Source organism: Clostridium isatidis (assembly GCF_002285495.1).
Taxonomy (GTDB): domain Bacteria; phylum Bacillota; class Clostridia; order Clostridiales; family Clostridiaceae; genus Clostridium; species Clostridium isatidis.
Genome location: NZ_CP016786.1, coordinates 2,492,501 through 2,513,147 on the forward strand (window position 1 = coordinate 2,492,501; position 20,647 = coordinate 2,513,147).

The window sequence follows — 20,647 nt, forward strand, 5'->3', positions numbered from 1 at the left end:
CATAATATACCTGTTATAATTCATTATTTGATAAAAAATAATTTACTATGATATAATATACTATGCATTCTTTAAAACAAGCATCTATAGCTCAGTTGGATAGAGCGTTGGACTTCGAATCCAGTGGTCGGGGGTTCAATTCCCTCTAGGTGCACCAAAAACAATTCAAAATGAATAATTAAGAAAGAAACTCCTAGGTATACCTAGGAGTTTCTTTCAAATACATACATTTCTTTGTAATTCAGTATAATAATTATTAAAAAATTAGTCTTGTTACTTATTCAATATAGGAAAGAATTAAAGCTGATATAGAAGCTACCTTAATGACATTTCCTTCTATATTATATAGGCCATTTTCATCAATTTTATCTTTATCCAATATAACTTTGAACTTATAATGATCTAATTTAATTTCTATTGGTTTTTTATTTCCATTAAAGATTACAGCAATTTTTCCTAAATCATCATTAACTTTATTACCATTAGCAATATAGGCTACTACATTTCTATCATTAATTTCTCTTCCATATCTTAAAAACTTTATATTTTCTCTTATCTCATATGCTTTGTTAAATTTAAATATCCTATGTTTTTTTCTTAAGTTTATTAAATCCTTATAATAGTTAAACACATCTATATATTTCTCTTTTCTTTGCCAATCAATTTTATTCACATAATCAGGAGACTTATAACTATTATCTATAATAGTGCCATCCCGATCCTTTTTTGTTCTTAAGATTTCATCTCCTGAATGAATAAAAGGTATTCCTTGTGAAGTTAATATTATTGCTGCTGCAAGTTTGTTTATTTTTATTCTTTCTTCTTCACTTAATCCTTCTTCAACCAAGCATATCTTATCCCATAATGTATAATTGTCATGTGCTGATGTATAAGTTATTACCTGATAGGGTTCATTAGCCCAAGGCCATTTTGAATACTTTACGTTATTATAATCTATATCCAAGTGATTTACTGATGCTACTATTCCAAATTTCAAACTTTCTTCATAATTATCCCAGCCATTTATAAAACCACCTTCTTTTCCATAAAAGACTCCTCCTTTTATAGCATCTCTTATGTCATCACTGAAAACACCTATTTGCATATCATTTACTTTATTTATATTAAATTTTACAGAAGCTTTATCATAACTTAGTGTTGATGAGCCACCTGTCCAACCTTCCCCATAAATTATAATATTTTTATTTATTTTATCTAATTCTTTTCTTATTTCAATCATTGTATCTAAATCATGAAGTCCCATTAAATCAAATCTAAAGCCATCTATTTTATACTCTTCTGCCCAATATTTAACAGAATCTATTATAAACTTTCTTACCATAAATCTCTCTGATGCTAATTCATTTCCACAACCAGATCCATTTGAAAAACTTCCATCTTGATTTTGCCTATAATAATATCCTGGAAAAATCTTATTGAAATTTGATTCTTCAGTATCAAAAGTATGATTATATACAACATCCATTACAACTTTAAATCCATTTTCATGAGCTTTCATTATCATTTCTTTAAATTCTTTTATTCTAACCTCTCCTAAATATGGATTAGTAGAATAAGAACCCTCTGGTACATTATAATTTAATGGATCATATCCCCAATTATATTCTTCCTCACTATATTTTTCTTCATTAACTGTTTTATAATCAAAAACCGGCATAAGCTGTATAGTATTTATGCCTAGCTCTTTTAAATGATCAAAGCCTATTTTAATAGAGCTATCCCGCAATGTCACTCCTGCTTCTACTAATCCTTTATATTTTCCCCTTAAACTTTTATCTAAAGTAGAATTTGAATCTATTGTAAAATCTCTAACATTCATTTCGTATATTATTGAATCCATCGGAGAAAAATTAGGAATTTTATGTTCTTTCCAACCTTTTGGATTAGTATTTTCTAAATTTATTATCATTCCTCTTTTACCATTAACACCTACTGCCTTTGCATATATATCTACTACTTCTTCCTCTTTTCCATTGACTGTAACTAAATAATTATAATACTGTCCATCTAAATCTCCTTTTATTATTACTTCAAAAACTCCATTTTCTAATTTACTCATTGGAATAACTTCGCTAGAATCTCTTTTATAATCGTACCCTTCTTTTCCATAAAGTTTTAATTTTATATTTTCAGCTATTGGAGACCATACTCTAAAAATAGTTTCTTGTTTAGAATAAATAGCTCCTAAATTTCCATTAATTTTATATAAATCATTAAATTCCCTTAAATTAAAGTCCATATATCCCCCTCCTTAGCAATTACATTATAATATATATTTATATTATCCATTATTTAATAATATCATTTTTGTATTTTTTTACAAATATTGTATTCATTTGTTGTTTTAATATCACAAAATTATTTTTAAATAGGTTATATATTTTTTGTATAATAAAAAATATTTTTTATTTTTTGCAACATTTCTATATCTTTATTTGTTTTTATTATGAGAGGGGTGATTTAATTTGAAAAACTCTTTGTTGCGTGCGGACAAGGAGTTCATTCAGGTTTATAATAGCTATTTTGAAACTGTATACCGAGTATGCTTTATGTATTTAAAAAATATCCAAGATACTGAAGATGCAGTACAAAGTACATTTATTAAATTTCTACAATATAAAGGTACTTTTAAAAACCAAGAACATATTAAAGCATGGCTTATAGTTACTGCATCAAATAATTGTAAAAATTTTCTTAAACATTGGTGGAGAAAAAATATTAATATTGATTCCCTTCAAGAAAAATTTATAACTTTTAATGAAGAAAATAAGTATATATTTGAAAAAATAATGAATTTACCCCAAAAATATAAACTTATAATATATCTCTATTACTATGAAGGTTACAAACTTAAAGAAATAGCTGAAAAATTAAAAATGAATGACTCTACAGTTAGATCATATCTTCGCCGCGGACGAAACTTGCTAAGAAATATTATCAAGGAGGATGAAGAAGATGAAGAATAAAAAAATAATTGATGCATTCGACAGTATTCTTCCTAATGATGATGTAAAAAATAGAATTCTTTCAGATATTTTAAATAATAAAAAAAAGAACAGCTTTAAACTTGAAAAACCATTAAAGTCATTCCTTTTAGCAGCATGTTTAATTCTTTCGATTTTTATATTTAAAATTAACTACAATAGAGAAGCAGCTCCTAATGAAGAAGTGATACCAATGAATACCTACGATTTATCCTATGAAACATTTACTTATAATGACCAGAAGTATGTTCCTACAGGTATCACATACACAGAAGCTGATATTAAGGGTAAAGTTTTATTTATTGTTGATGATATTAATAGTAATTTTTATGGCGCTAAAGTTTATGAAGGTAAAAATAAAAATATTATTATTTATTTTAATAATACTTTTATGGAATATGAGAAATTAAATTGAAAGGGGAATAAAAAGTGACAAAAATAAAATCTATTATAACAGTATTGTTATTAACTTTATCTCTTGCCTTTGCTGGATGTACTGCAGAAAAAGCTGCTAGTTCTAACAATACAATTAATGAAAGCTTAAAAAATATAATGACAAAACTTTATGATGATTTAAATCAAGATCTTGGAGAGCTTGCTACAACGGAATTAACAAAAGATAATTTATCTTATTATTTAGGTATTAATGAACTTGACTTTGAAGAAGGCCTTGCTTCTGAACCAACGATGTGGCCTTCTGCCCATTCTGTTGTGCTAGTAAGAGTTAAAGATTCTGTAGATATAGAAAAAGTAAAAAATGATATAAAAGAAAATGTAGATTCATTTAAATGGATTTGTGTTGGAGTAGAAAAAGACAATATAGTTGTTGAAAATATAGATAATTTAATATTACTAGCTATGGACAATAACTATTCAGAAGACCTAAAAAATATATTCCTAAGTTTAAAATAGTTAATAAAATACAATAAGGGGCTATCATAGATAGCTCCTTTAATGAAAGGAGAAATATGGTATTTTCAAGTATATTCTTTCTATATTATTTTCTTCCAATAGTTATAATTTTATATTTTATAGTTCCTTTTAAGTTTAAAAATAGTATCCTATTTTTATCCAGCATGTTTTTTTATTTTTATGGTGAACCCAAATATACTCTTCTATTGCTTCTATCTTCCTTTATAAATTACAGCTCTGCTTTAGCTATTGGAAAATCTATTAATATAAAAGTAAAGAAAAACTATCTAATTATAGCTCTGATAATTAATCTCGGAATCCTTCTATATTATAAATACTCTAATTTTTTTATTGCTAATATAAATTTATTATTTAACTCGAATATTAAATTTCTTCAAATCATTATGCCAGTAGGTATAAGTTTTTTTACTTTTCAAGCTATTAGTTACCTTATTGATGTCTATAGAGGTGATGTTGAGGCTGATAAAAATTTTATATCCTTTTCTACATACCTCTGCTTATTTCCACAGCTTATAGCTGGTCCAATTGTTAGATATAAAACTATTCATAAGGAACTATTTAATAGAAAACATTCTTTTGAACTATTTGCATTAGGAGTTAGAAGGTTTGTCATAGGCTTATCCAAAAAAGTTTTATTAGCAAATATTCTTGGAAAATTTTCTAACGATCTATTAAATCTAAATGAAATGAGCTCCTTATCCTATTGGGCTATCGCCCTGGCTTTTAGCTTGCAAATCTATTTTGATTTTTCTGGTTATAGCGACATGGCTATTGGTTTGGGTTTAATATTCGGCTTTAAATTTCTTGAAAATTTTAATTACCCCTTTATTGCATCCTCTATAACAGACTTTTGGAGACGCTGGCACATTTCCCTTTCTACTTTATTTAGGGATTATTTATATATTCCTTTGGGAGGTAACAGAGTTTCAAAACTAAAATGGATAAGAAATATATTCATAGTTTGGCTTCTTACAGGCTTCTGGCATGGTGCAAGCTGGAATTTTATATTATGGGGATTATATTTCGCAGTTATATTATTAGTTGAAAAACTACTAATAGGTAATTTTCTTAAAAAACATAAAATATTTTCACATATATATACAATTTTATTAGTACTAATAAGCTTTGTAATTTTCAACGGACATAACCTTAAAGAAGTATTTTTTCCCTTAAAACAAATGTTTATACCATCCAATATAAAACTAATTAATAAAGAGACTATTTATTACATTAATAGCTATGGAAGAATATTATTAACGGCAATAATATCTTCAACTCCTATAGCTAAAACTCGGATAAATAAATTAAGAAATAAAAAGTCTCTAGATATTATAATTAATTTTCTAGAACCATTATTTCTTATACTTACTTTGCTTCTAAATACAGCTTTTTTAATCGATGATTCTTTTAATCCTTTTCTATATTTTAGATTTTAAGAGGTGTTTATGAAAAATAAATTTATTACATTTTCTTTTATAATAATATTAAGCTTTTTCTTAATTACTAATATTATTTCTAAAGATAAAGAAATTTCCTTTTTAGAAAGAAGAACACTTTCAAGATTTCCTTATATAACTATAAACAGCATACTTAAAGGAGATGTATTTGAAAAATTAGAAAACTACTCTTTAGATCAATTTCCTCTTAGGGACTCCTTCAGAAAATTAAAAGTCTTCACTGAATTTGAAATTTTAAAAAAATCCGATAGTAATAATATTTTTATAGAAAACGAAAAGATTTTTAAAATTAATTATCCCTTAAACAAAAAAAGCCTAGAAGATTTTGTAAATAAGCTGAATTCTCTTTATGAGAAATATCTTAAAGAAATGAATGTTTATTACAGTATAATTCCTGACAAGAATTATTATCTATTAACAGATGACTATTTAACTCTAGATTATGACTATCTATTTGATTATATAAAATCTAACTTAAATAACATGGAATATATTGATATTAGTAATTACTTAAATATTGATTCTTACTATAATACAGATATTCACTGGAGACAGGATAAACTTATTCCTATAATAGAAGTGTTATCAAAGAATATGAATTTTAAAATTAATAATATGAATTATACTAAAAATAATTATTATCCCTTCTACGGATCATATTATGGTTATGCTCCAATAAATATAAAAGCTGATACATTAACTTATTTAAATAATTCAACAATAAATGCAGCAATAGTTAAAAATTATGATAACTCCATTAGTTCAATTTATAACCTTGATAAACTTGGTTCTATTGATTCCTACGATGTTTTTTTATCCGGTGCTACACCCTTTATTGAAATTACAAATACTAATTATAAAAGTGGTAAGGAACTTATAATATTCAGAGATTCTTTTGGGAGTTCTCTTGCTCCCCTATTAATTGATGGATATTCTAAGATAACTTTAATTGATTTAAGATATATTAGTCCTTCTTTGTTAGATACTATAATTAAATTTAATAATCAAGATATACTTATTTTATATAATACACTTATTATTAATAATAGTTCTATAATTAAAAACTAAATAGTGCTTATAGAATAATTATTTAAAATTATGGGCAATATGCCCTTTTCTTTTTATGCAAAAGAAAAAGACAACTTAAATTAAGTTGTCTTTTTTGGAGCGGGTGATGAGAATCGAACTCACGTAACTTGCTTGGAAGGCAAGGGCTCTACCATTGAGCTACACCCGCATATTTGGAGCGGAAGACGGGACTCGAACCCGCAACATCCACCTTGGCAAGGTGGCGCTCTACCATTGAGCCACTTCCGCAAAACTATTATTTTAAAATGGTGCAGATGAAGGGAGTCGAACCCCCACGCCAAAGGCGCTAGATCCTAAGTCTAGTGCGTCTGCCAATTCCGCCACATCTGCATTTGGTGGCTTACCCGGGAATCGAACCCGGCACACCTTGATTAAAAGTCAAGTGCTCTACCGACTGAGCTAGTAAACCACGTTGGCTGGGATAGCAGGATTCGAACCTACGAATACCACAGTCAAAGTGTGGTGCCTTACCGCTTGGCGATATCCCAGCGATGGGGTGGACGATGGGACTCGAACCCACGACAACCAGTGCCACAAACTGGCGCTCTACCAACTGAACTACGTCCACCATGATGGTGCGCCATCAGGGGTTCGAACCCTGGACACCCTGATTAAGAGTCAGGTGCTCTACCAACTGAGCTAATGGCACATTATTGGTGCGTGTTAAGAGATTCGAACTCCTGGCCCACGCCTTAGAAGGGCGTTGCTCTATCCAGCTGAGCTAAACACGCATATTTGGAGCGGGTGATGAGAATCGAACTCACGTAACTTGCTTGGAAGGCAAGGGCTCTACCATTGAGCTACACCCGCATATTTGGAGCGGAAGACGGGACTCGAACCCGCAACATCCACCTTGGCAAGGTGGCGCTCTACCATTGAGCCACTTCCGCAAAACTATTATTTTAAAATGGTGCAGATGAAGGGAGTCGAACCCCCACGCCAAAGGCGCTAGATCCTAAGTCTAGTGCGTCTGCCAATTCCGCCACATCTGCATTTGGTGGCTTACCCGGGAATCGAACCCGGCACACCTTGATTAAAAGTCAAGTGCTCTACCGACTGAGCTAGTAAACCACGTTGGCTGGGATAGCAGGATTCGAACCTGCGCATACCACAGTCAAAGTGTGGTGCCTTACCGCTTGGCGATATCCCAGCGATGGGGTGGACGATGGGACTCGAACCCACGACAACCAGTGCCACAAACTGGCGCTCTACCAACTGAACTACGTCCACCATTATGGTGCGTGTTAAGAGATTCGAACTCCTGACCCACGCCTTAGAAGGGCGTTGCTCTATCCAGCTGAGCTAAACACGCTTAATGGAGCGGGTGATGAGAATCGAACTCACGTAACTTGCTTGGAAGGCAAGGGCTCTACCATTGAGCTACACCCGCTTATTAAATTTTAGTGGTCGGGGTGACAGGGATTGAACCTGCGACCTCATGGTCCCAAACCACGCGCGCTCCCATCTGCGCCACACCCCGAGATTATGGTGCGTGTTAAGAGATTCGAACTCCTGGCCCACGCCTTAGAAGGGCGTTGCTCTATCCAGCTGAGCTAAACACGCATATTTCTCAAAAGAACATTAATAATTTTATAATATAATCTGTCACTTGTCAACATTTTTTACTAAATTGTTAATGGAGCGGGTGATGAGAATCGAACTCACGTAACTTGCTTGGAAGGCAAGGGCTCTACCATTGAGCTACACCCGCTTATTCAATTTAGTGGTCGGGGTGACAGGGATTGAACCTGCGACCTCATGGTCCCAAACCACGCGCGCTCCCATCTGCGCCACACCCCGATAGATTTATTATCTCTTGACGACAAAGATTATTCTACAATAGCTTTTGAAATCCGTCAATAGATTTTTTTAAATTTAATTTATACAATAGATTTCTAAAGAAATTATAAGAAATAACAATATATTTTTTTATTTTAAAGAAATGTCAAAAATTATAACTAAATTTTTTGTAAATATATGTCGTACTTTTTATTATTTTTTATTTCTATAAAAGCTATTGTTTTATTGTTTCTATCATATGGTAAGGATACACTTCCTGGATTCATTATTGTGATACCATTATACTCTTCTATTATGGCTCTATGAGAATGACCAAAAGTTACAATATCTGCTCCTAGTTCCTTAGCTTTAAAAAATATTGTGTTATATTCATATTTTACATTATATAAATCTCCATGAGTAATAAATATCTTCACACCTAATACGTCTATAATCATTTCTTTTGGATATTTTTTTGAAAAATCACAATTTCCTCTTACAGCATATACTTCGCCTTTAAAGTAATTCATTAATAATTCGGTATCAGGAGCACCATCACCACAATGTATTATTATATCTGTATCCTTTAAATATTTTTCTACTAACTTTACAGACTGAACATCATAATGAGAATCACTCATAACTAGTATTTTCATATTTCCCTCCTACAAAAGCCCCTTTATAGTTTGTATAACTTTCCTTAAAGCTATTCCTCTATGAGAAATTTTATTTTTCTCTTCCATTGTCATTTCTGAAAAAGTCTTATTATAAGGTTTATAGAAAAATAACGGATCATAGCCAAATCCCCCTTCTCCTCTAGCCTCTTCTAATATATATCCTTCTACTATTCCGTTTACTCCTATGTATTCTTTATTGCCATACACTAAGGATATATGACATACAAATCTTGCTCTTCTTTCTTCAAGAGGTACACCTTTAAGATTATTTATCAGTTTTTCATTATTCTTTTTATCATTGCTATCTTCTCCAGCATATCTTGCTGAATAAACTCCTGGTTCTCCATTTAGATAATCAACTTCTAATCCTGAGTCATCTGCCATTACAATAAAATTACTTTCATTATTTTTTATTAATTCATCATATATTTCCTCAGCTTTTTTTCTTGAGTTTTCTTCAAATGTAGTTCCATCCTCAACTACGTTAATATCTATTCCCATATCTTTTAATGACAACACTTCTATACTAAGTTCTCTTAGTAACTCTTTCATTTCTTTTATCTTTCCAGAATTATTACTTGCTAAAACTAACTTTTTCATAATTAATCTCTTCCTCCTGTACCAATCCAAAGAGAATCCATCTTTAAAGCGTCTTTTTGTATTTGTACCATTTGCTTAATTCCCTTTTGAGCTAAATCAAGAAGCTCATTTAAATCATTTCTGTTAAATGGTGCCTCTTCTCCAGTTCCTTGAATTTCTATAAATTCACCTTCATCTGTTGATACTATATTCATATCAACCTTAGCATTAGAATCTTCTTCATAACATAAGTCTAAAATTTTTTCTTCATTTACTATACCTACACTTATGGCTGTAACAAAATTTCTAATTGGATATATATCAAAAGCTTTCTCTTTATGCAATTTATTTATAGCATCTACTAAAGCTACAAAAGCACCAGTTATTGATGCAGTTCTTGTTCCACCATCTGCTTGAATAACATCACAGTCAATCCATATAGTTTTTTCACCAAGAGCCTTTAAATCCATAACTGATCTTAAAGCTCTTCCTATTAACCTTTGTATTTCCATAGTTCTGCCATCTACTTTTAACTTAGCTATATCTCTAATCTTTCTTGTAGCCGTTGCTCTTGGAAGCATATTATACTCTGCCGTTATCCAGCCTTCCCCCTTGCCTTTCAAAAAAGATGGAACCTTATCTTCTATAGAAGCTGTACATATTACTTTTGTATCTCCTACTTCTATTAATACAGAACCTTCTGCATACTTTGTATAATTTCTTGTTATTTTAGCAGCCCTAACTTGATCATTTTTTCTTCCATCTATTCTCATTCCTTTACCTACCTTTCTTAATATTCTAAAAATTTATGCACTATTTTAATTTCTTCTTCATATTATTAATATAAGGATTAATGAAGAGGTGAAAAATTTGCGATATATTGGACCATTTTTTAGAATGAATAAGCTATCCCCAAAAGAAATAACAGGCCAACTTTTTCACTTATCAAAAGAGGCTCTAAGAACAATCGTACTCGAATCAAAATGTGGGATAGTTGATTCAATAAAAAGATATAAAAAAACATCATCCAACATTGATATTACCACATCTGGTAATTTTTCTCCACTACTATGTTTATATAGAAAATCTTCTCCAAACTATATTCATAGTAAAAATTATAATGGATTTGATGAAGAATCCTTTAAAAAAGATATTTATCCAATAACTAATGCCTTAATGACTACAAACATGCTTAACTTAAGTACTTATTATTCAAAATTTAAGGATACTGATGAAAAATTATTTGCTTACTCAGAAATATATAAAAAACTTGCAAGAGAGCAGCTAAATTTTTATTCTTCAAACTTAAGAAATACTGAAGGAGTATTTGTTGAAAAAAGAAATTTATCAGAAAACAACTATAAAGAATTTAATTTAACAAATAAAAATAATAAATTTAAATTTTCTGATCAAGCTTTTATGATGGTAGCTTATAATTTATATGCAACTTTATTTAATGAAGATGATATCTCTAAAGACTTTAGAAGATTTTCTGAAGAAATATTACAAGTGCTAATTGAATTTAAAAATAAAATCTATGAAAATTCCTTTGAAGAAATATCTAAAATATTATTAGCTGTTAATATCTATTATAGTAATTCATTAAATGAAGGTGCGAAAATTTTAATAGTTGATTTAACTGATTACTTAATAAATAAATTTGATGAAAAAGACTATTATGTTGATTCTTTAGATTATTCTTCATTATTTGCAATAAATTTAATGCTTTCCTTTAAACATACTCAAATGATAACATTTAAAGAAAAATCACAAGAAATTATAAATAAACTTATTTCTTTGTACGATGAAGATAAGGAAATATTCTTAAAATTATCTGGTAAGAAAGAAGTTAAATATTCAGCCTTTGATATTACATTCTACTTCTTAGCAATATACTTATATTCAACTGAATTAAGTGAAGATGATGAGTATAAAGATATGATATCATCATTATATAAAAGGTTATTTATAAACTCAGGCCTAATTACATGTTGGCCTGAAGCACCTACGTTAGATGATGCTGAAAGATATCGCGCTTTAACTCTAAAAGCTGCAGACATGTTAGAAGAAAGTTTCTTTAAAGCATCTACTACATCAACGCCTAATAGTCTAGGTGTAGCTCCAATTTTTAATAAGAGCATAACTTACTCTAAGAAAAGAGATGAATTTTCAGCTTCAAGCTCATCTTTTAATAGTTTTAGAAATATGTTTATTACTAATCTAATAATTTATCTATTTAAAGATTCTTTTATGAGAGAAATGGGGCTTTTACCTGAAGATCTTGAACTTAATAATAACAATGATAATAGCATCAATGATAACTCCAATAGTGATAATATAAATGAAAAAAACTATAAAAGAGATGAAACAACTGAAAGCACTGAAAATTCAGGTATTGAAACCTTATGTTTAGATTAATACTTTTTATTTACTAGCAAATAATTTTTATATCTAAAAATTATTGTAAATTATAATAAAATCATAAAGACTAAAAAGTCTTTATGATTTTCCTATTTTATAATAATCTATATTACCATGTCCATCAAAAATAATATTTTTAATTTTACTATTTACAGCTATATTATTATTATAAAAAGCTAATGGTAGTATTTTATAATTATTGTAAAGTTCTTCTTCTATACTTTTAAATATCTCTCTTCTTTCACCTTCATTTTTTGCTATTATTAATTTTTCTCCATATTCATCTGGTATTAAATTTACAATTTTATTATAATCTTCAGTATTACCCATACCTGTTATATCACCTTTTATAAGAGCTATATTATAATAATTAGAATTTTTAATTGAATTCATTTCTTCTTCCGTTAATAGCTTATAGGATACATCTATTTCTGTATTCTCTGAAAAATAATTTGAAATATATTCACATATTTCTTTATTTTCCGTTAGAGCTTCGGCAACAATAACTAAACTCTTAACTTTTAATTCTTCATTACTTGAATTTAACATAACTTTTCTTGACTGCATTTTTAATAAATCATCTTTATCTTGTCTAAAGTAGCTTCCTTCAGCTAATTCCATAAACTTAGTATTTTCTAATTGATATTTTTCCATTGCATTGTTTAATTTTGAATATATTATTTTTTTATCCTCTATAGTAAGAGAGTCAGAATTATTATTAAATATTATATATAATCCATTATTAGAGTCTGTGGTTATTAATTTATTTTCATTATTTAATCTTTCTAATTGACTTTTAGGAGGGTTAATAACTAGATCTCTATCTCCAACTTCAAAAGAAGCCATTGCTATTTCTTCTTCTTCATTTAATATTATAGTTATAGATTCAGATAAGGATTTATCTGCTTTTTCATTTCTTTTTAATATTAGTTTATCTTCACTAATATCAGCAATAATATAGTTCCCTGAATATATTAAATCATCATAACTATTTTTTATATTCTCCCATAGTAAGACATTTTTTCTTACCCTATATTGTGGTTTAGTTAATTCTTCAATAAACTTATCATCTTTAGAATTTAACCTAAACACAATGTTATCCTCTCCTATTGAAATCCCGACATCTTGACTAAAATCACCATAACCTTCCCTAAATTTTTTAGCTCCATATACATTTAAAACAGCTTCAATATTATCTTCCGCTTCTTCTGTAATAATTTCCCTAAAAAAAGCCATTACATCTTTTGGAGTTATAGCAGTTCCATCACTCCAATATATATCAGACTTTAATTTAAAATCATATTCTAAACCATCGTCTCTTATTTCAACACCTTCTGCTAAAGCAGGTATTATATTATTTGATGAATCTAACTCAACAAGTCCCTTACTTGTTGCACATATTATATCTTGTATTCTTATATCTAAACTGCCAACTTCCTTTAAATTATTATAAAATGATGAAATTGAATATGTAATCGTACTTTTATTTTCTACCTCTTCTTCCTTTGAAATTTCTATAAAACCTATTAAAAAGGCTACAACAGATATTGTAAGCAGTGAAATTAGCATTATTTTTTTCATTATATCACTCTCCTTACTTTCTTTTTTAATTATAGACATTTATTGAAAATATTAATCTCAATAATTTGTATCAATATTTTTTTATTTTATTGGGACAATAATTATTGAGGTGATATAAATGAAAAATAAAATAAAAATATTAAAAGTTTTTTTATTATTAACTTTTTCTGTTTTGTTATTGTTCCCTGCTAAAACATCACTTGCTCTAAAAAATGGAAAAAATAAATTTATCTTAAAACCTCTACCTTATAATTATGATGCCTTAGAACCTTACATTGATACTGAAACAATGAAACTTCATCATGACAAACACCAGAAGGCATATGTTGATAATTTAAATAAAGCCCTTGAAAAATATCCTGAACTATATTCTAAGGGTTTAGAAGGCTTATTAACAAATTTAAATTCTATACCAGAAGATATTAGACAGACTGTAATAAATAATGCTGGGGGAGTTTATAACCATGAATTTTTTTGGTCCATAATGTCTCCTACTCATAATCAAGAACCTAAAGGAGATTTATTAAAAGCAATTGAAAATACTTTTGGATCCTTTGACAAATTTAAAGAAAAATTTAAAGATGCTGCTTTATCTAGATTTGGTTCTGGATGGGCTTGGCTAGTAAAAGATAAAAATAATAAATTATCAATTATCAGTACTGCAAATCAAGATGCACCAATTTCTTCAGGATTAAAACCAATTATAGGAATAGATGTATGGGAACACGCTTATTATCTAAAATATAAAAACGAAAGAGGAAAATATATAGATAATTGGTGGAATGTTGTTAATTGGGAACAAGCAGAAGAGAATTTTACAAAGTAAAATTCAGTGTAGAATAAATAAATAAATAAATAAATAAAGGCTATATCAAAATTGATTATTAAATTCAATTGTGGTATAGCCCTCTTTATTAATTATTGTTTATAATTATTTCTTACCAATGATTTTGTATTTTTATTTATAAGCATATTTAGCAATATATAACCATAAAAGAGAAGCCGCCAACGGCAGCTCCCTAACTCCTAACTCCACACTCCTAACTCCTAACTACTAACTAAAATATAGTGTTTTGCTCTTCCTTGTCAAAAATATGGAACTTATTTGGATCGATACCAAACTCTATAGTATCTCCAATATTATAATCAGCTCCCTCCATAGATTTAATGATAAGGTTTGTATTGTTCTTCTTAACATGAATATATGTTTCGGCTCCTAAGTTTTCCTTTATTTCAACTTCTCCAGTAAATTTAATTATTCCTTCTTTAGCTAAGTCATCTTTTGTATGATATAAATTTTCTGGTCTTATTCCAACTATAACTTCAATATTTTCTGCATTTTTTTCTTTAATATGTTTAACTTTTTCTTCTGGAACTTCAACTAATTTTTCAAATATCTTAACATATTGTTTTTCATTTTCAACTACATTCTTTCCATATGTCATATTCATTTGTGGACTTCCTATAAAACCGGCAACAAATAAATTAGCTGGATGATTATATATTTCTTTTGGTGTTGCAACTTGTTGTATTACACCATCTTTCATTACAACTATTCTTGTACCTAAAGTCATAGCTTCTGTTTGATCATGGGTAACATATATAAAAGTTGTGTTTAACTTATTATATAATTTTGATATTTCTACTCTCATTTGCACTCTTAATTTTGCATCTAAGTTTGATAATGGCTCGTCCATTAAGAATACTTTCGGATTTCTAACTATGGCTCTTCCCATAGCAACTCTTTGTCTTTGTCCTCCTGATAATGCCTTTGGTTTTCTATCTAAAAGATGTTCAATATCTAATATTTTTGCTGCTTCCCTAACCTTTTTATCTATTTCATCTTTTGGTAATTTTCTTAATTTTAATCCAAAAGCCATATTTTCATATACAGTCATATGTGGATACAAAGCATAATTTTGGAATACCATAGCTATATCTCTATCTTTAGGTGCTACATCATTTACTAATTTACCATCTATATATAGTTCACCACCAGATATTTCTTCTAAGCCAGCTATCATTCTTAAGGTTGTTGATTTACCACATCCTGATGGTCCAACAAAAACTATAAACTCTCTATCTTCAATATCTAAATTGAAATTATCAACAGCCTTAAACCCATTCTCATATACCTTTGTAACATTTTTTAATTTTAAACCTGCCATATTTCCTCTCTCCTTAATATTTATTATTTATATTATAGCAATGCATTAATATCGTTTACATTTTTAATTATATTTCTTTTGAACTCCTTTTCAATCTTTTAATAAGTATTTTATATTTTTTCTAACTTTATTACTAATCAAATCATAATTTTATTGTTAAAAGTTACAACTTTTTAATTCTAAATTTTTTAATATTAAAAGACTTTTATACATATTAACTATGCATAAAAGTCTTTAACTTACTAAATTATTAATTCCTTCTTAATCGGTACTATATAATATTTATTACTGATAATCTATGAAGAGCTCTAGTTGCCATAATATATTTTATTAAGTTATCTGTATCCTTATCGAAATTTACAATAATGGCAGCATCAAATTCTAATCCCTTTGCAAAATATGATGGTATTATAACTTTCCCGCCCTTATATATTATATCTTCATTTTTAAAAGCAATAATATTAGTATGCTTTTTTAATTCTGGTGCTATTATTTCTAAATCATTTTTATCTTTGGTTATTATTGCAACATTTTCATACTCTTCCTCTTCATAATCTTGCAATAAATTTAATAACACTTCTATTAAATCTTCTTTATCATCCTTTGGTACTGATGTTTCTAAAACATCAAACTCTCCTTTTCTTACAAAAGGTACTACTGAATTTTCATCTAGGAACTTATTTGCATATTCCATAATTTGATAGGTTGATCTATAGCTTTTATTAAGTTCAAATAATTGATATAAATCATCAAATAATTCATTTAGTCTAAGCATTGCTGGTACTTCCTCTGCTCTGATTAATCTCTGATTAGCATCCCCAACAATAGTATAGCTTCTGCATCCTGTAAATTCTTTTAATACAATAAATTGAAGCATATTAAAATCTTGAGCTTCATCAATAACTATATGCTTTATTTCAGTACTTGATTTTTTCCCTTCAAGTTTAATCATCAAATATAAAATTCCAGCTAAATCTAAATATGATAACTCATTTACCTTCATAAAGTCCTTATATATATCTACAACACTTTCATTTTCTATCCAAGATGAAATTTCATCTTTAGATTTCATAACTTCGCTAATAATATCCCTTATTGCTAATCTTCTTCTATATTCAATATTATTTTCTTGTATTCTTAGTTCTTCTTCTGTTAGTTTTTCTCTTTCTTCTTTAGCTCTTAAATTTATTTTTCTTACTTCTTCATCTCTTCTATCTTTAATTTTTGAAATAAGCACTCTCTTTATTTTCTGGCTTCTTTTAAATATAGGCATATATTCGTAATATTTATTAAATAGTTCTTTTATTTCTTCTTCTGAAACAATTTCTTCCTTCATGAATGTGACAGATCTAATTTTAAAGTAGTTATTTTCAATATCTTTAACTTTTTTATCTAATTGATCAATAAATTCTTCTGAAGATTTATATTTTACTTCTTTTATAAGCTCTTCATTTCCATTAATAACTTCTTCTAAATAAAGAGTTTGACTTTTTATAAGTTCGTTTAAGCCAATTTCTTTATAAGCATATGAGCTAAATGTTTCATTTGATACTGCTCTTTCTCCTAAATTAGGAAGAACTTCTGATATATAATCCATAAATATATCATTTGGTCCTAAAATAAGAACTTTATTTTCTAACTGTTTTCTAAAATTATACAGCAAATAAGCTACTCTATGTAAAGCAATTGTAGTTTTTCCCGAACCTGCAACTCCATTAACTACAACAACCTTATTTCTATCAGCTCTTATTATCTCATCTTGTTCCTTCTGTATTGTAGTGACTATATCCTTTAATTTTTCTCCTGATTTTGAAGATAAAACTAATTGTAATATTTCATCTTGAATATTTAAATCAGAATCAAAATAGCCCTCTAACTTTGATTTTTTTATTATTAACTGTCTTCTTGATGCTATTTCTACATCAACTTCTCCTAGTGGAGTATTATAACTTGTCTTTCCTAACATACCTTTATAAAATAATGAAGCTACTGGAGCTCTCCAATCTACTATTACTGGCTCAAAACTATGATCTTGATTAAGACCATATCTACCTATGTAAATTTCCTCCAAAATTCCATCCTCTATAAAGCCTATTTTCCCAAAATAAGGTGCTTCTTTTAATTTTACTAATTCTAATAATCTTTTATCTATTGTCCTATATAATTCCTCAACTATATATCTTTCATGATCAAAATACTCAATAACTCTATCTTCATCATCCTCATATTCTTCTATAAACTTTTTTCTGCTATCTAGAATCTGTTCTGATACATCTTTTCTCTTTTCTATATATTTAATAGTTTCTTCATTTATGATGTCTATAGTATCCTTTAGGTGCCTTTCTTCTTTTAAGAATTCAAATTTGTCCAAGGTAAATCCCCCTTTAAATTTTAGATACTGATTTAACTAATAAAGAGTGTAGCAAATTATTGCCAACACTCTCTATTATATTATTTACTCCTCTACAAGTTCTTGCTTTTCTTCTTTATTTTCTTTACTTTTTTTATTTCTTAATTCTGGATATTTTTCACAAACAAAATCCATGAATTCATCGCCAAAGATAGTTTCTTTCTCTAATAAATATTCGGCTATCTTATCTAAAAGATCTCTATTTTCTTCAAGAAGTTTTTTTGTATTTTCATGACAAGTTTTAATAATTTTTAAAACTTCCTCATCTATCATAGTAGAAGTTTGTTCACTGCATTCCCTAACTGCTCTACCATCTAAATATCTATTTTGAACAGATTCTAAAGCCATCATATCAAATTTTTCTGTCATTCCATAAAGAGTTACAATACTTCTAGCTGTTTTAGTTGCTCTTTCAATATCATTTGAAGCTCCTGTAGTAATCACATTAAATACTACTTCCTCTGCAGATCTTCCACCTAACATAACCATTATTTGATTTATTAATTCTTCTTTTGATACTAAGTATTTTTCTTCTTCAGGTAACTGCATAGTATACCCTAAAGCTCCCATAGTTCTTGGAACTATAGTTATTTTGTGAACTGGATCTGCTCTTTCTAGTAGTGCAGCTACTAAAGCGTGCCCTACTTCATGGAAGGCAACAATTCTTTTTTCTTTTGGTGAAAGAATTCTATCTTTCTTTTCCTTACCTGCTATTATAACTTCAACAGCTTCCCTTAAATCTTCCTGCATTACTACATTTCTACCTTGTTTAACAGCTCTTAAAGCTGCTTCATTTACCATATTGGCTAAATCTGCACCTACAGCGCCAGGTGTACTTTTTGCTATTTCTTCAAGATTAACATCTTCACCTAGTTTTACATCCTTTGCATGCACTTTTAATATATCTATTCTTCCCTTTAAATCTGGTCTATCTACTATAATCCTTCTATCAAATCTTCCTGGCCTTAGTAGGGCTTTATCTAAAATTTCCGGTCTATTTGTAGCACCAAGAATAACTATTGCCTTTGTAGAATCAAAACCATCCATTTGTGTTAATAATTGATTTAAAGTCTGCTCTCTTTCATCATTAGTTTGAAGTTGTGAATCTCTGCTTTTTCCTATTGAATCTATTTCATCTATAAATATTATACAAGGAGCATTTTTTTCTGCTTCTTGGAATAGATCCCTTACTTTAGCGGCTCCCATACCTGCAAACATTTCAACAAAATTTGAACCTGAAATTGATAAAAATGGTACATTAGCTTCACCTGCTACTGCCTTTGCTAATAAGGTTTTACCTGTTCCTGGCGGCCCTACTAATAAGGCCCCTTTAGGAAGCTTAGCCCCAATCTCTACATATTTTTCGGAATGATTTAAATAATCTATTATTTCTTTTAATGATTCTTTTGCTTCATCTTGACCAGCTACATCATCAAAGGTAATTTTAATATCCTTTTCTCTATATACCTTTGCATTACTTTTTCCAAACTTCATCATTGATGAGCCACCCATTCTGCCTCCCATTTTAGAAAAGAAAAACCTCAATAAAAAGAAGCATATTACAGGGGCTACTACCCAAGTAAGTATAAATTCTGTCATAAAATTATTTTGAACTGTTTTTGCGGTAAATTCTATATCATTTTCAATTAATAACTCTACTAAATTATCATCCCCCACATTACCTGTATATAATAATTTACCATTATTTCTTTCACTATTTTCTTTAGGAATAATGTCTATTTCACTAGACGAAATAACAACTCTTTCAACTTGATTTGTTTTTATCATTTCTATAAACGCACTATAACTAATTTCTTGTGTTGTAATAAAATTTTTTGTTGTGCTGAATATATATATCAATATAAATGCAGTTATTGCATACCAGAGTATATAATTTTTATTTTTATTATTTTTATTTTCTCCTGTGTTTTTATTTTGCATAGTTTCTTCCTCTCATTTTAAATTTATTTTATTTTTCCAAATTCACTGAAAGGATATACTTTTATTTGGGCTTTCCCTTGAATATCCTCACCATCTATATAAGGATTTTTCCAATATCTCGAGTCTTTTGAAACAAGTCTATTATCACCTAAAAAGAAATACTTTCCTTCAGGAACTTCATATTCTCCATTGAATTTATCTGGAGTTCCTATGTAATCCTCCTCTAATTTCTCTCCATTTACATAAACTATTCCATTTTCAATTTTAATTTTATCTCCTGGCAAACCAATAAGTCTTTTTATTAAAGATTCACCTAATTCATCAGAATAAAAAACTAAAATATCTCCCCTCTTTAATTTATCTAAATTATAGACCTTTGTAACAAAAAGTTGATCATCTACATTTAAAGTTGGTACCATAGATTCTGAAGGTATTAATACCTTAAAAGTTAAGTATTTATTTATAAGAAAAGCTATTACTATCGCCAAACCTATTGGAACTATCCAATCTGTAAAGAAGTTACCTTTATTATTCTTATCTATCTTCCTTTTATTCACTTTACTTTCCATTTATTTATAACTCCTTCATTATTATTTTCTTCTACTTT

General features: G+C 28.6%; 16 protein-coding genes and 21 tRNA genes. 8 read left to right on the plus strand and 29 right to left on the minus strand.

Translation table 11 applies throughout. The annotated features are described in order from the left end of the window. The first annotated feature begins 80 nt into the window (after positions 1–80). A tRNA-Arg gene (locus tag BEN51_RS11765) sits at positions 81–157 on the plus strand. Positions 158–277: 120 nt separating this feature from the next. Here the strand turns inward: BEN51_RS11765 and pulA are convergent. After that, on the minus strand, positions 278–2,260 hold the full coding sequence (gene pulA, locus BEN51_RS11770; protein WP_119866236.1) for a type I pullulanase: 1,983 nt from the start codon (positions 2,258–2,260) through the stop codon (positions 278–280). Between the two features lie 241 nt (positions 2,261–2,501). Here pulA and BEN51_RS11775 point away from each other — a divergent pair, with 241 nt between their 5' ends. From BEN51_RS11775 to BEN51_RS11795, 5 genes are all read left to right on the plus strand, one after another. After that, entirely contained in the window at positions 2,502–2,987 is a 486-nt protein-coding gene (locus BEN51_RS11775; protein WP_257789698.1) for an RNA polymerase sigma factor, read from the plus strand. Further along, positions 2,977–3,420, plus strand: coding sequence for a hypothetical protein (locus tag BEN51_RS11780; RefSeq protein ID WP_119866238.1), 444 nt, complete (start codon positions 2,977–2,979; stop codon positions 3,418–3,420). Before BEN51_RS11775 ends, BEN51_RS11780 begins: the two co-directional genes overlap by 11 nt. A gap of 14 nt (positions 3,421–3,434) precedes the next feature. After that, complete coding sequence (locus BEN51_RS11785; RefSeq protein WP_119866239.1) at positions 3,435–3,917, plus strand: DUF4358 domain-containing protein; 483 nt, start codon at positions 3,435–3,437, stop codon at positions 3,915–3,917. A 404-nt stretch (positions 3,918–4,321) separates the two neighbouring features. Then, on the plus strand, positions 4,322–5,374 hold the full coding sequence (locus BEN51_RS11790; RefSeq protein WP_335621836.1) for an MBOAT family O-acyltransferase: 1,053 nt from the start codon (positions 4,322–4,324) through the stop codon (positions 5,372–5,374). A 9-nt stretch (positions 5,375–5,383) separates the two neighbouring features. Then, positions 5,384–6,463 carry a DHHW family protein gene (locus BEN51_RS11795; RefSeq protein WP_119866241.1) on the plus strand — a complete coding sequence of 360 codons (1,080 nt, stop codon included), beginning with the start codon at positions 5,384–5,386 and terminating at the stop codon, positions 6,461–6,463. Between the two features lie 95 nt (positions 6,464–6,558). Here the strand turns inward: BEN51_RS11795 and BEN51_RS11800 are convergent. The 23 genes from BEN51_RS11800 to rph all read right to left on the minus strand — a co-directional run bounded on the left by BEN51_RS11800 (position 6,559) and on the right by rph (position 10,292). Beyond that, positions 6,559–6,632: transfer RNA gene (locus BEN51_RS11800), tRNA-Gly, on the minus strand. A 5-nt stretch (positions 6,633–6,637) separates the two neighbouring features. Then, positions 6,638–6,712: transfer RNA gene (locus BEN51_RS11805), tRNA-Gly, on the minus strand. Between the two features lie 18 nt (positions 6,713–6,730). Then, positions 6,731–6,814: transfer RNA gene (locus tag BEN51_RS11810), tRNA-Leu, on the minus strand. A gap of 3 nt (positions 6,815–6,817) precedes the next feature. Continuing rightward, positions 6,818–6,893 (minus strand) — tRNA-Lys (locus BEN51_RS11815). Between the two features lie 4 nt (positions 6,894–6,897). Beyond that, positions 6,898–6,972 (minus strand) — tRNA-Gln (locus BEN51_RS11820). Between the two features lie 4 nt (positions 6,973–6,976). Continuing rightward, positions 6,977–7,052, minus strand: a tRNA-His gene (locus BEN51_RS11825). Positions 7,053–7,057: 5 nt separating this feature from the next. Continuing rightward, a tRNA-Lys gene (locus tag BEN51_RS11830) sits at positions 7,058–7,133 on the minus strand. A 5-nt stretch (positions 7,134–7,138) separates the two neighbouring features. Continuing rightward, positions 7,139–7,215 (minus strand) — tRNA-Arg (locus BEN51_RS11835). Positions 7,216–7,220: 5 nt separating this feature from the next. Further along, positions 7,221–7,294 (minus strand) — tRNA-Gly (locus BEN51_RS11840). A 5-nt stretch (positions 7,295–7,299) separates the two neighbouring features. Further along, positions 7,300–7,374 (minus strand) — tRNA-Gly (locus BEN51_RS11845). Positions 7,375–7,392: 18 nt separating this feature from the next. Beyond that, positions 7,393–7,476: transfer RNA gene (locus tag BEN51_RS11850), tRNA-Leu, on the minus strand. Between the two features lie 3 nt (positions 7,477–7,479). Further along, positions 7,480–7,555 (minus strand) — tRNA-Lys (locus BEN51_RS11855). Positions 7,556–7,559: 4 nt separating this feature from the next. After that, a tRNA-Gln gene (locus tag BEN51_RS11860) sits at positions 7,560–7,634 on the minus strand. 4 nt (positions 7,635–7,638) lie between these two features. Further along, positions 7,639–7,714 (minus strand) — tRNA-His (locus tag BEN51_RS11865). Between the two features lie 5 nt (positions 7,715–7,719). Next, positions 7,720–7,796, minus strand: a tRNA-Arg gene (locus BEN51_RS11870). Between the two features lie 4 nt (positions 7,797–7,800). Then, positions 7,801–7,874: transfer RNA gene (locus tag BEN51_RS11875), tRNA-Gly, on the minus strand. Between the two features lie 14 nt (positions 7,875–7,888). Next, positions 7,889–7,964, minus strand: a tRNA-Pro gene (locus tag BEN51_RS11880). A 6-nt stretch (positions 7,965–7,970) separates the two neighbouring features. After that, positions 7,971–8,047, minus strand: a tRNA-Arg gene (locus tag BEN51_RS11885). Between the two features lie 74 nt (positions 8,048–8,121). Continuing rightward, positions 8,122–8,195 (minus strand) — tRNA-Gly (locus BEN51_RS11890). Positions 8,196–8,208: 13 nt separating this feature from the next. Further along, positions 8,209–8,284 (minus strand) — tRNA-Pro (locus tag BEN51_RS11895). 158 nt (positions 8,285–8,442) lie between these two features. Further along, positions 8,443–8,919: a metallophosphoesterase gene (locus BEN51_RS11900; protein ID WP_119866242.1), complete on the minus strand. Its 477-nt coding sequence runs from the start codon at positions 8,917–8,919 to the stop codon at positions 8,443–8,445. Between the two features lie 9 nt (positions 8,920–8,928). After that, positions 8,929–9,540 (minus strand): XTP/dITP diphosphatase, encoded by a 612-nt coding sequence (locus BEN51_RS11905; protein ID WP_119866243.1) that lies wholly within the window; start codon positions 9,538–9,540, stop codon positions 8,929–8,931. Positions 9,541–9,542: 2 nt separating this feature from the next. After that, the gene (gene rph / locus BEN51_RS11910) at positions 9,543–10,292 is read right to left on the minus strand and encodes a ribonuclease PH (protein WP_119866244.1); all 750 of its coding nucleotides are present in this window, start codon (positions 10,290–10,292) and stop codon (positions 9,543–9,545) included. A gap of 124 nt (positions 10,293–10,416) precedes the next feature. On the opposite strand from rph, the gene BEN51_RS11915 reads away from it, so the two are divergent. Further along, positions 10,417–11,937 carry a transcriptional regulator gene (locus BEN51_RS11915; RefSeq protein WP_236906218.1) on the plus strand — a complete coding sequence of 507 codons (1,521 nt, stop codon included), beginning with the start codon at positions 10,417–10,419 and terminating at the stop codon, positions 11,935–11,937. Between the two features lie 81 nt (positions 11,938–12,018). Here the strand turns inward: BEN51_RS11915 and BEN51_RS11920 are convergent, their stop codons facing one another. Further along, on the minus strand, positions 12,019–13,521 hold the full coding sequence (locus BEN51_RS11920) for an ABC transporter substrate-binding protein (RefSeq protein WP_164704116.1): 1,503 nt from the start codon (positions 13,519–13,521) through the stop codon (positions 12,019–12,021). A 118-nt stretch (positions 13,522–13,639) separates the two neighbouring features. On the opposite strand from BEN51_RS11920, the gene BEN51_RS11925 reads away from it, so the two are divergent. After that, positions 13,640–14,347, plus strand: a complete 708-nt coding sequence (locus tag BEN51_RS11925; protein WP_119866247.1) for a superoxide dismutase — start codon at positions 13,640–13,642, stop codon at positions 14,345–14,347. 232 nt (positions 14,348–14,579) lie between these two features. Here the strand turns inward: BEN51_RS11925 and BEN51_RS11930 are convergent, their stop codons facing one another. The 4 genes from BEN51_RS11930 to lepB form a co-directional block, all read right to left on the minus strand. After that, positions 14,580–15,689 (minus strand): ABC transporter ATP-binding protein, encoded by a 1,110-nt coding sequence (locus BEN51_RS11930; protein WP_119866248.1) that lies wholly within the window; start codon positions 15,687–15,689, stop codon positions 14,580–14,582. Between the two features lie 271 nt (positions 15,690–15,960). Beyond that, complete coding sequence (locus BEN51_RS11935; protein WP_119866249.1) at positions 15,961–18,060, minus strand: HelD family protein; 2,100 nt, start codon at positions 18,058–18,060, stop codon at positions 15,961–15,963. Positions 18,061–18,144: 84 nt separating this feature from the next. Beyond that, positions 18,145–20,040, minus strand: coding sequence for an ATP-dependent zinc metalloprotease FtsH (ftsH, locus tag BEN51_RS11940; RefSeq protein ID WP_119866250.1), 1,896 nt, complete (start codon positions 20,038–20,040; stop codon positions 18,145–18,147). A gap of 23 nt (positions 20,041–20,063) precedes the next feature. Continuing rightward, complete coding sequence (gene lepB, locus BEN51_RS11945) at positions 20,064–20,609, minus strand: signal peptidase I (protein WP_119866251.1); 546 nt, start codon at positions 20,607–20,609, stop codon at positions 20,064–20,066. Between the last annotated feature and the right edge of the window lie 38 nt (positions 20,610–20,647).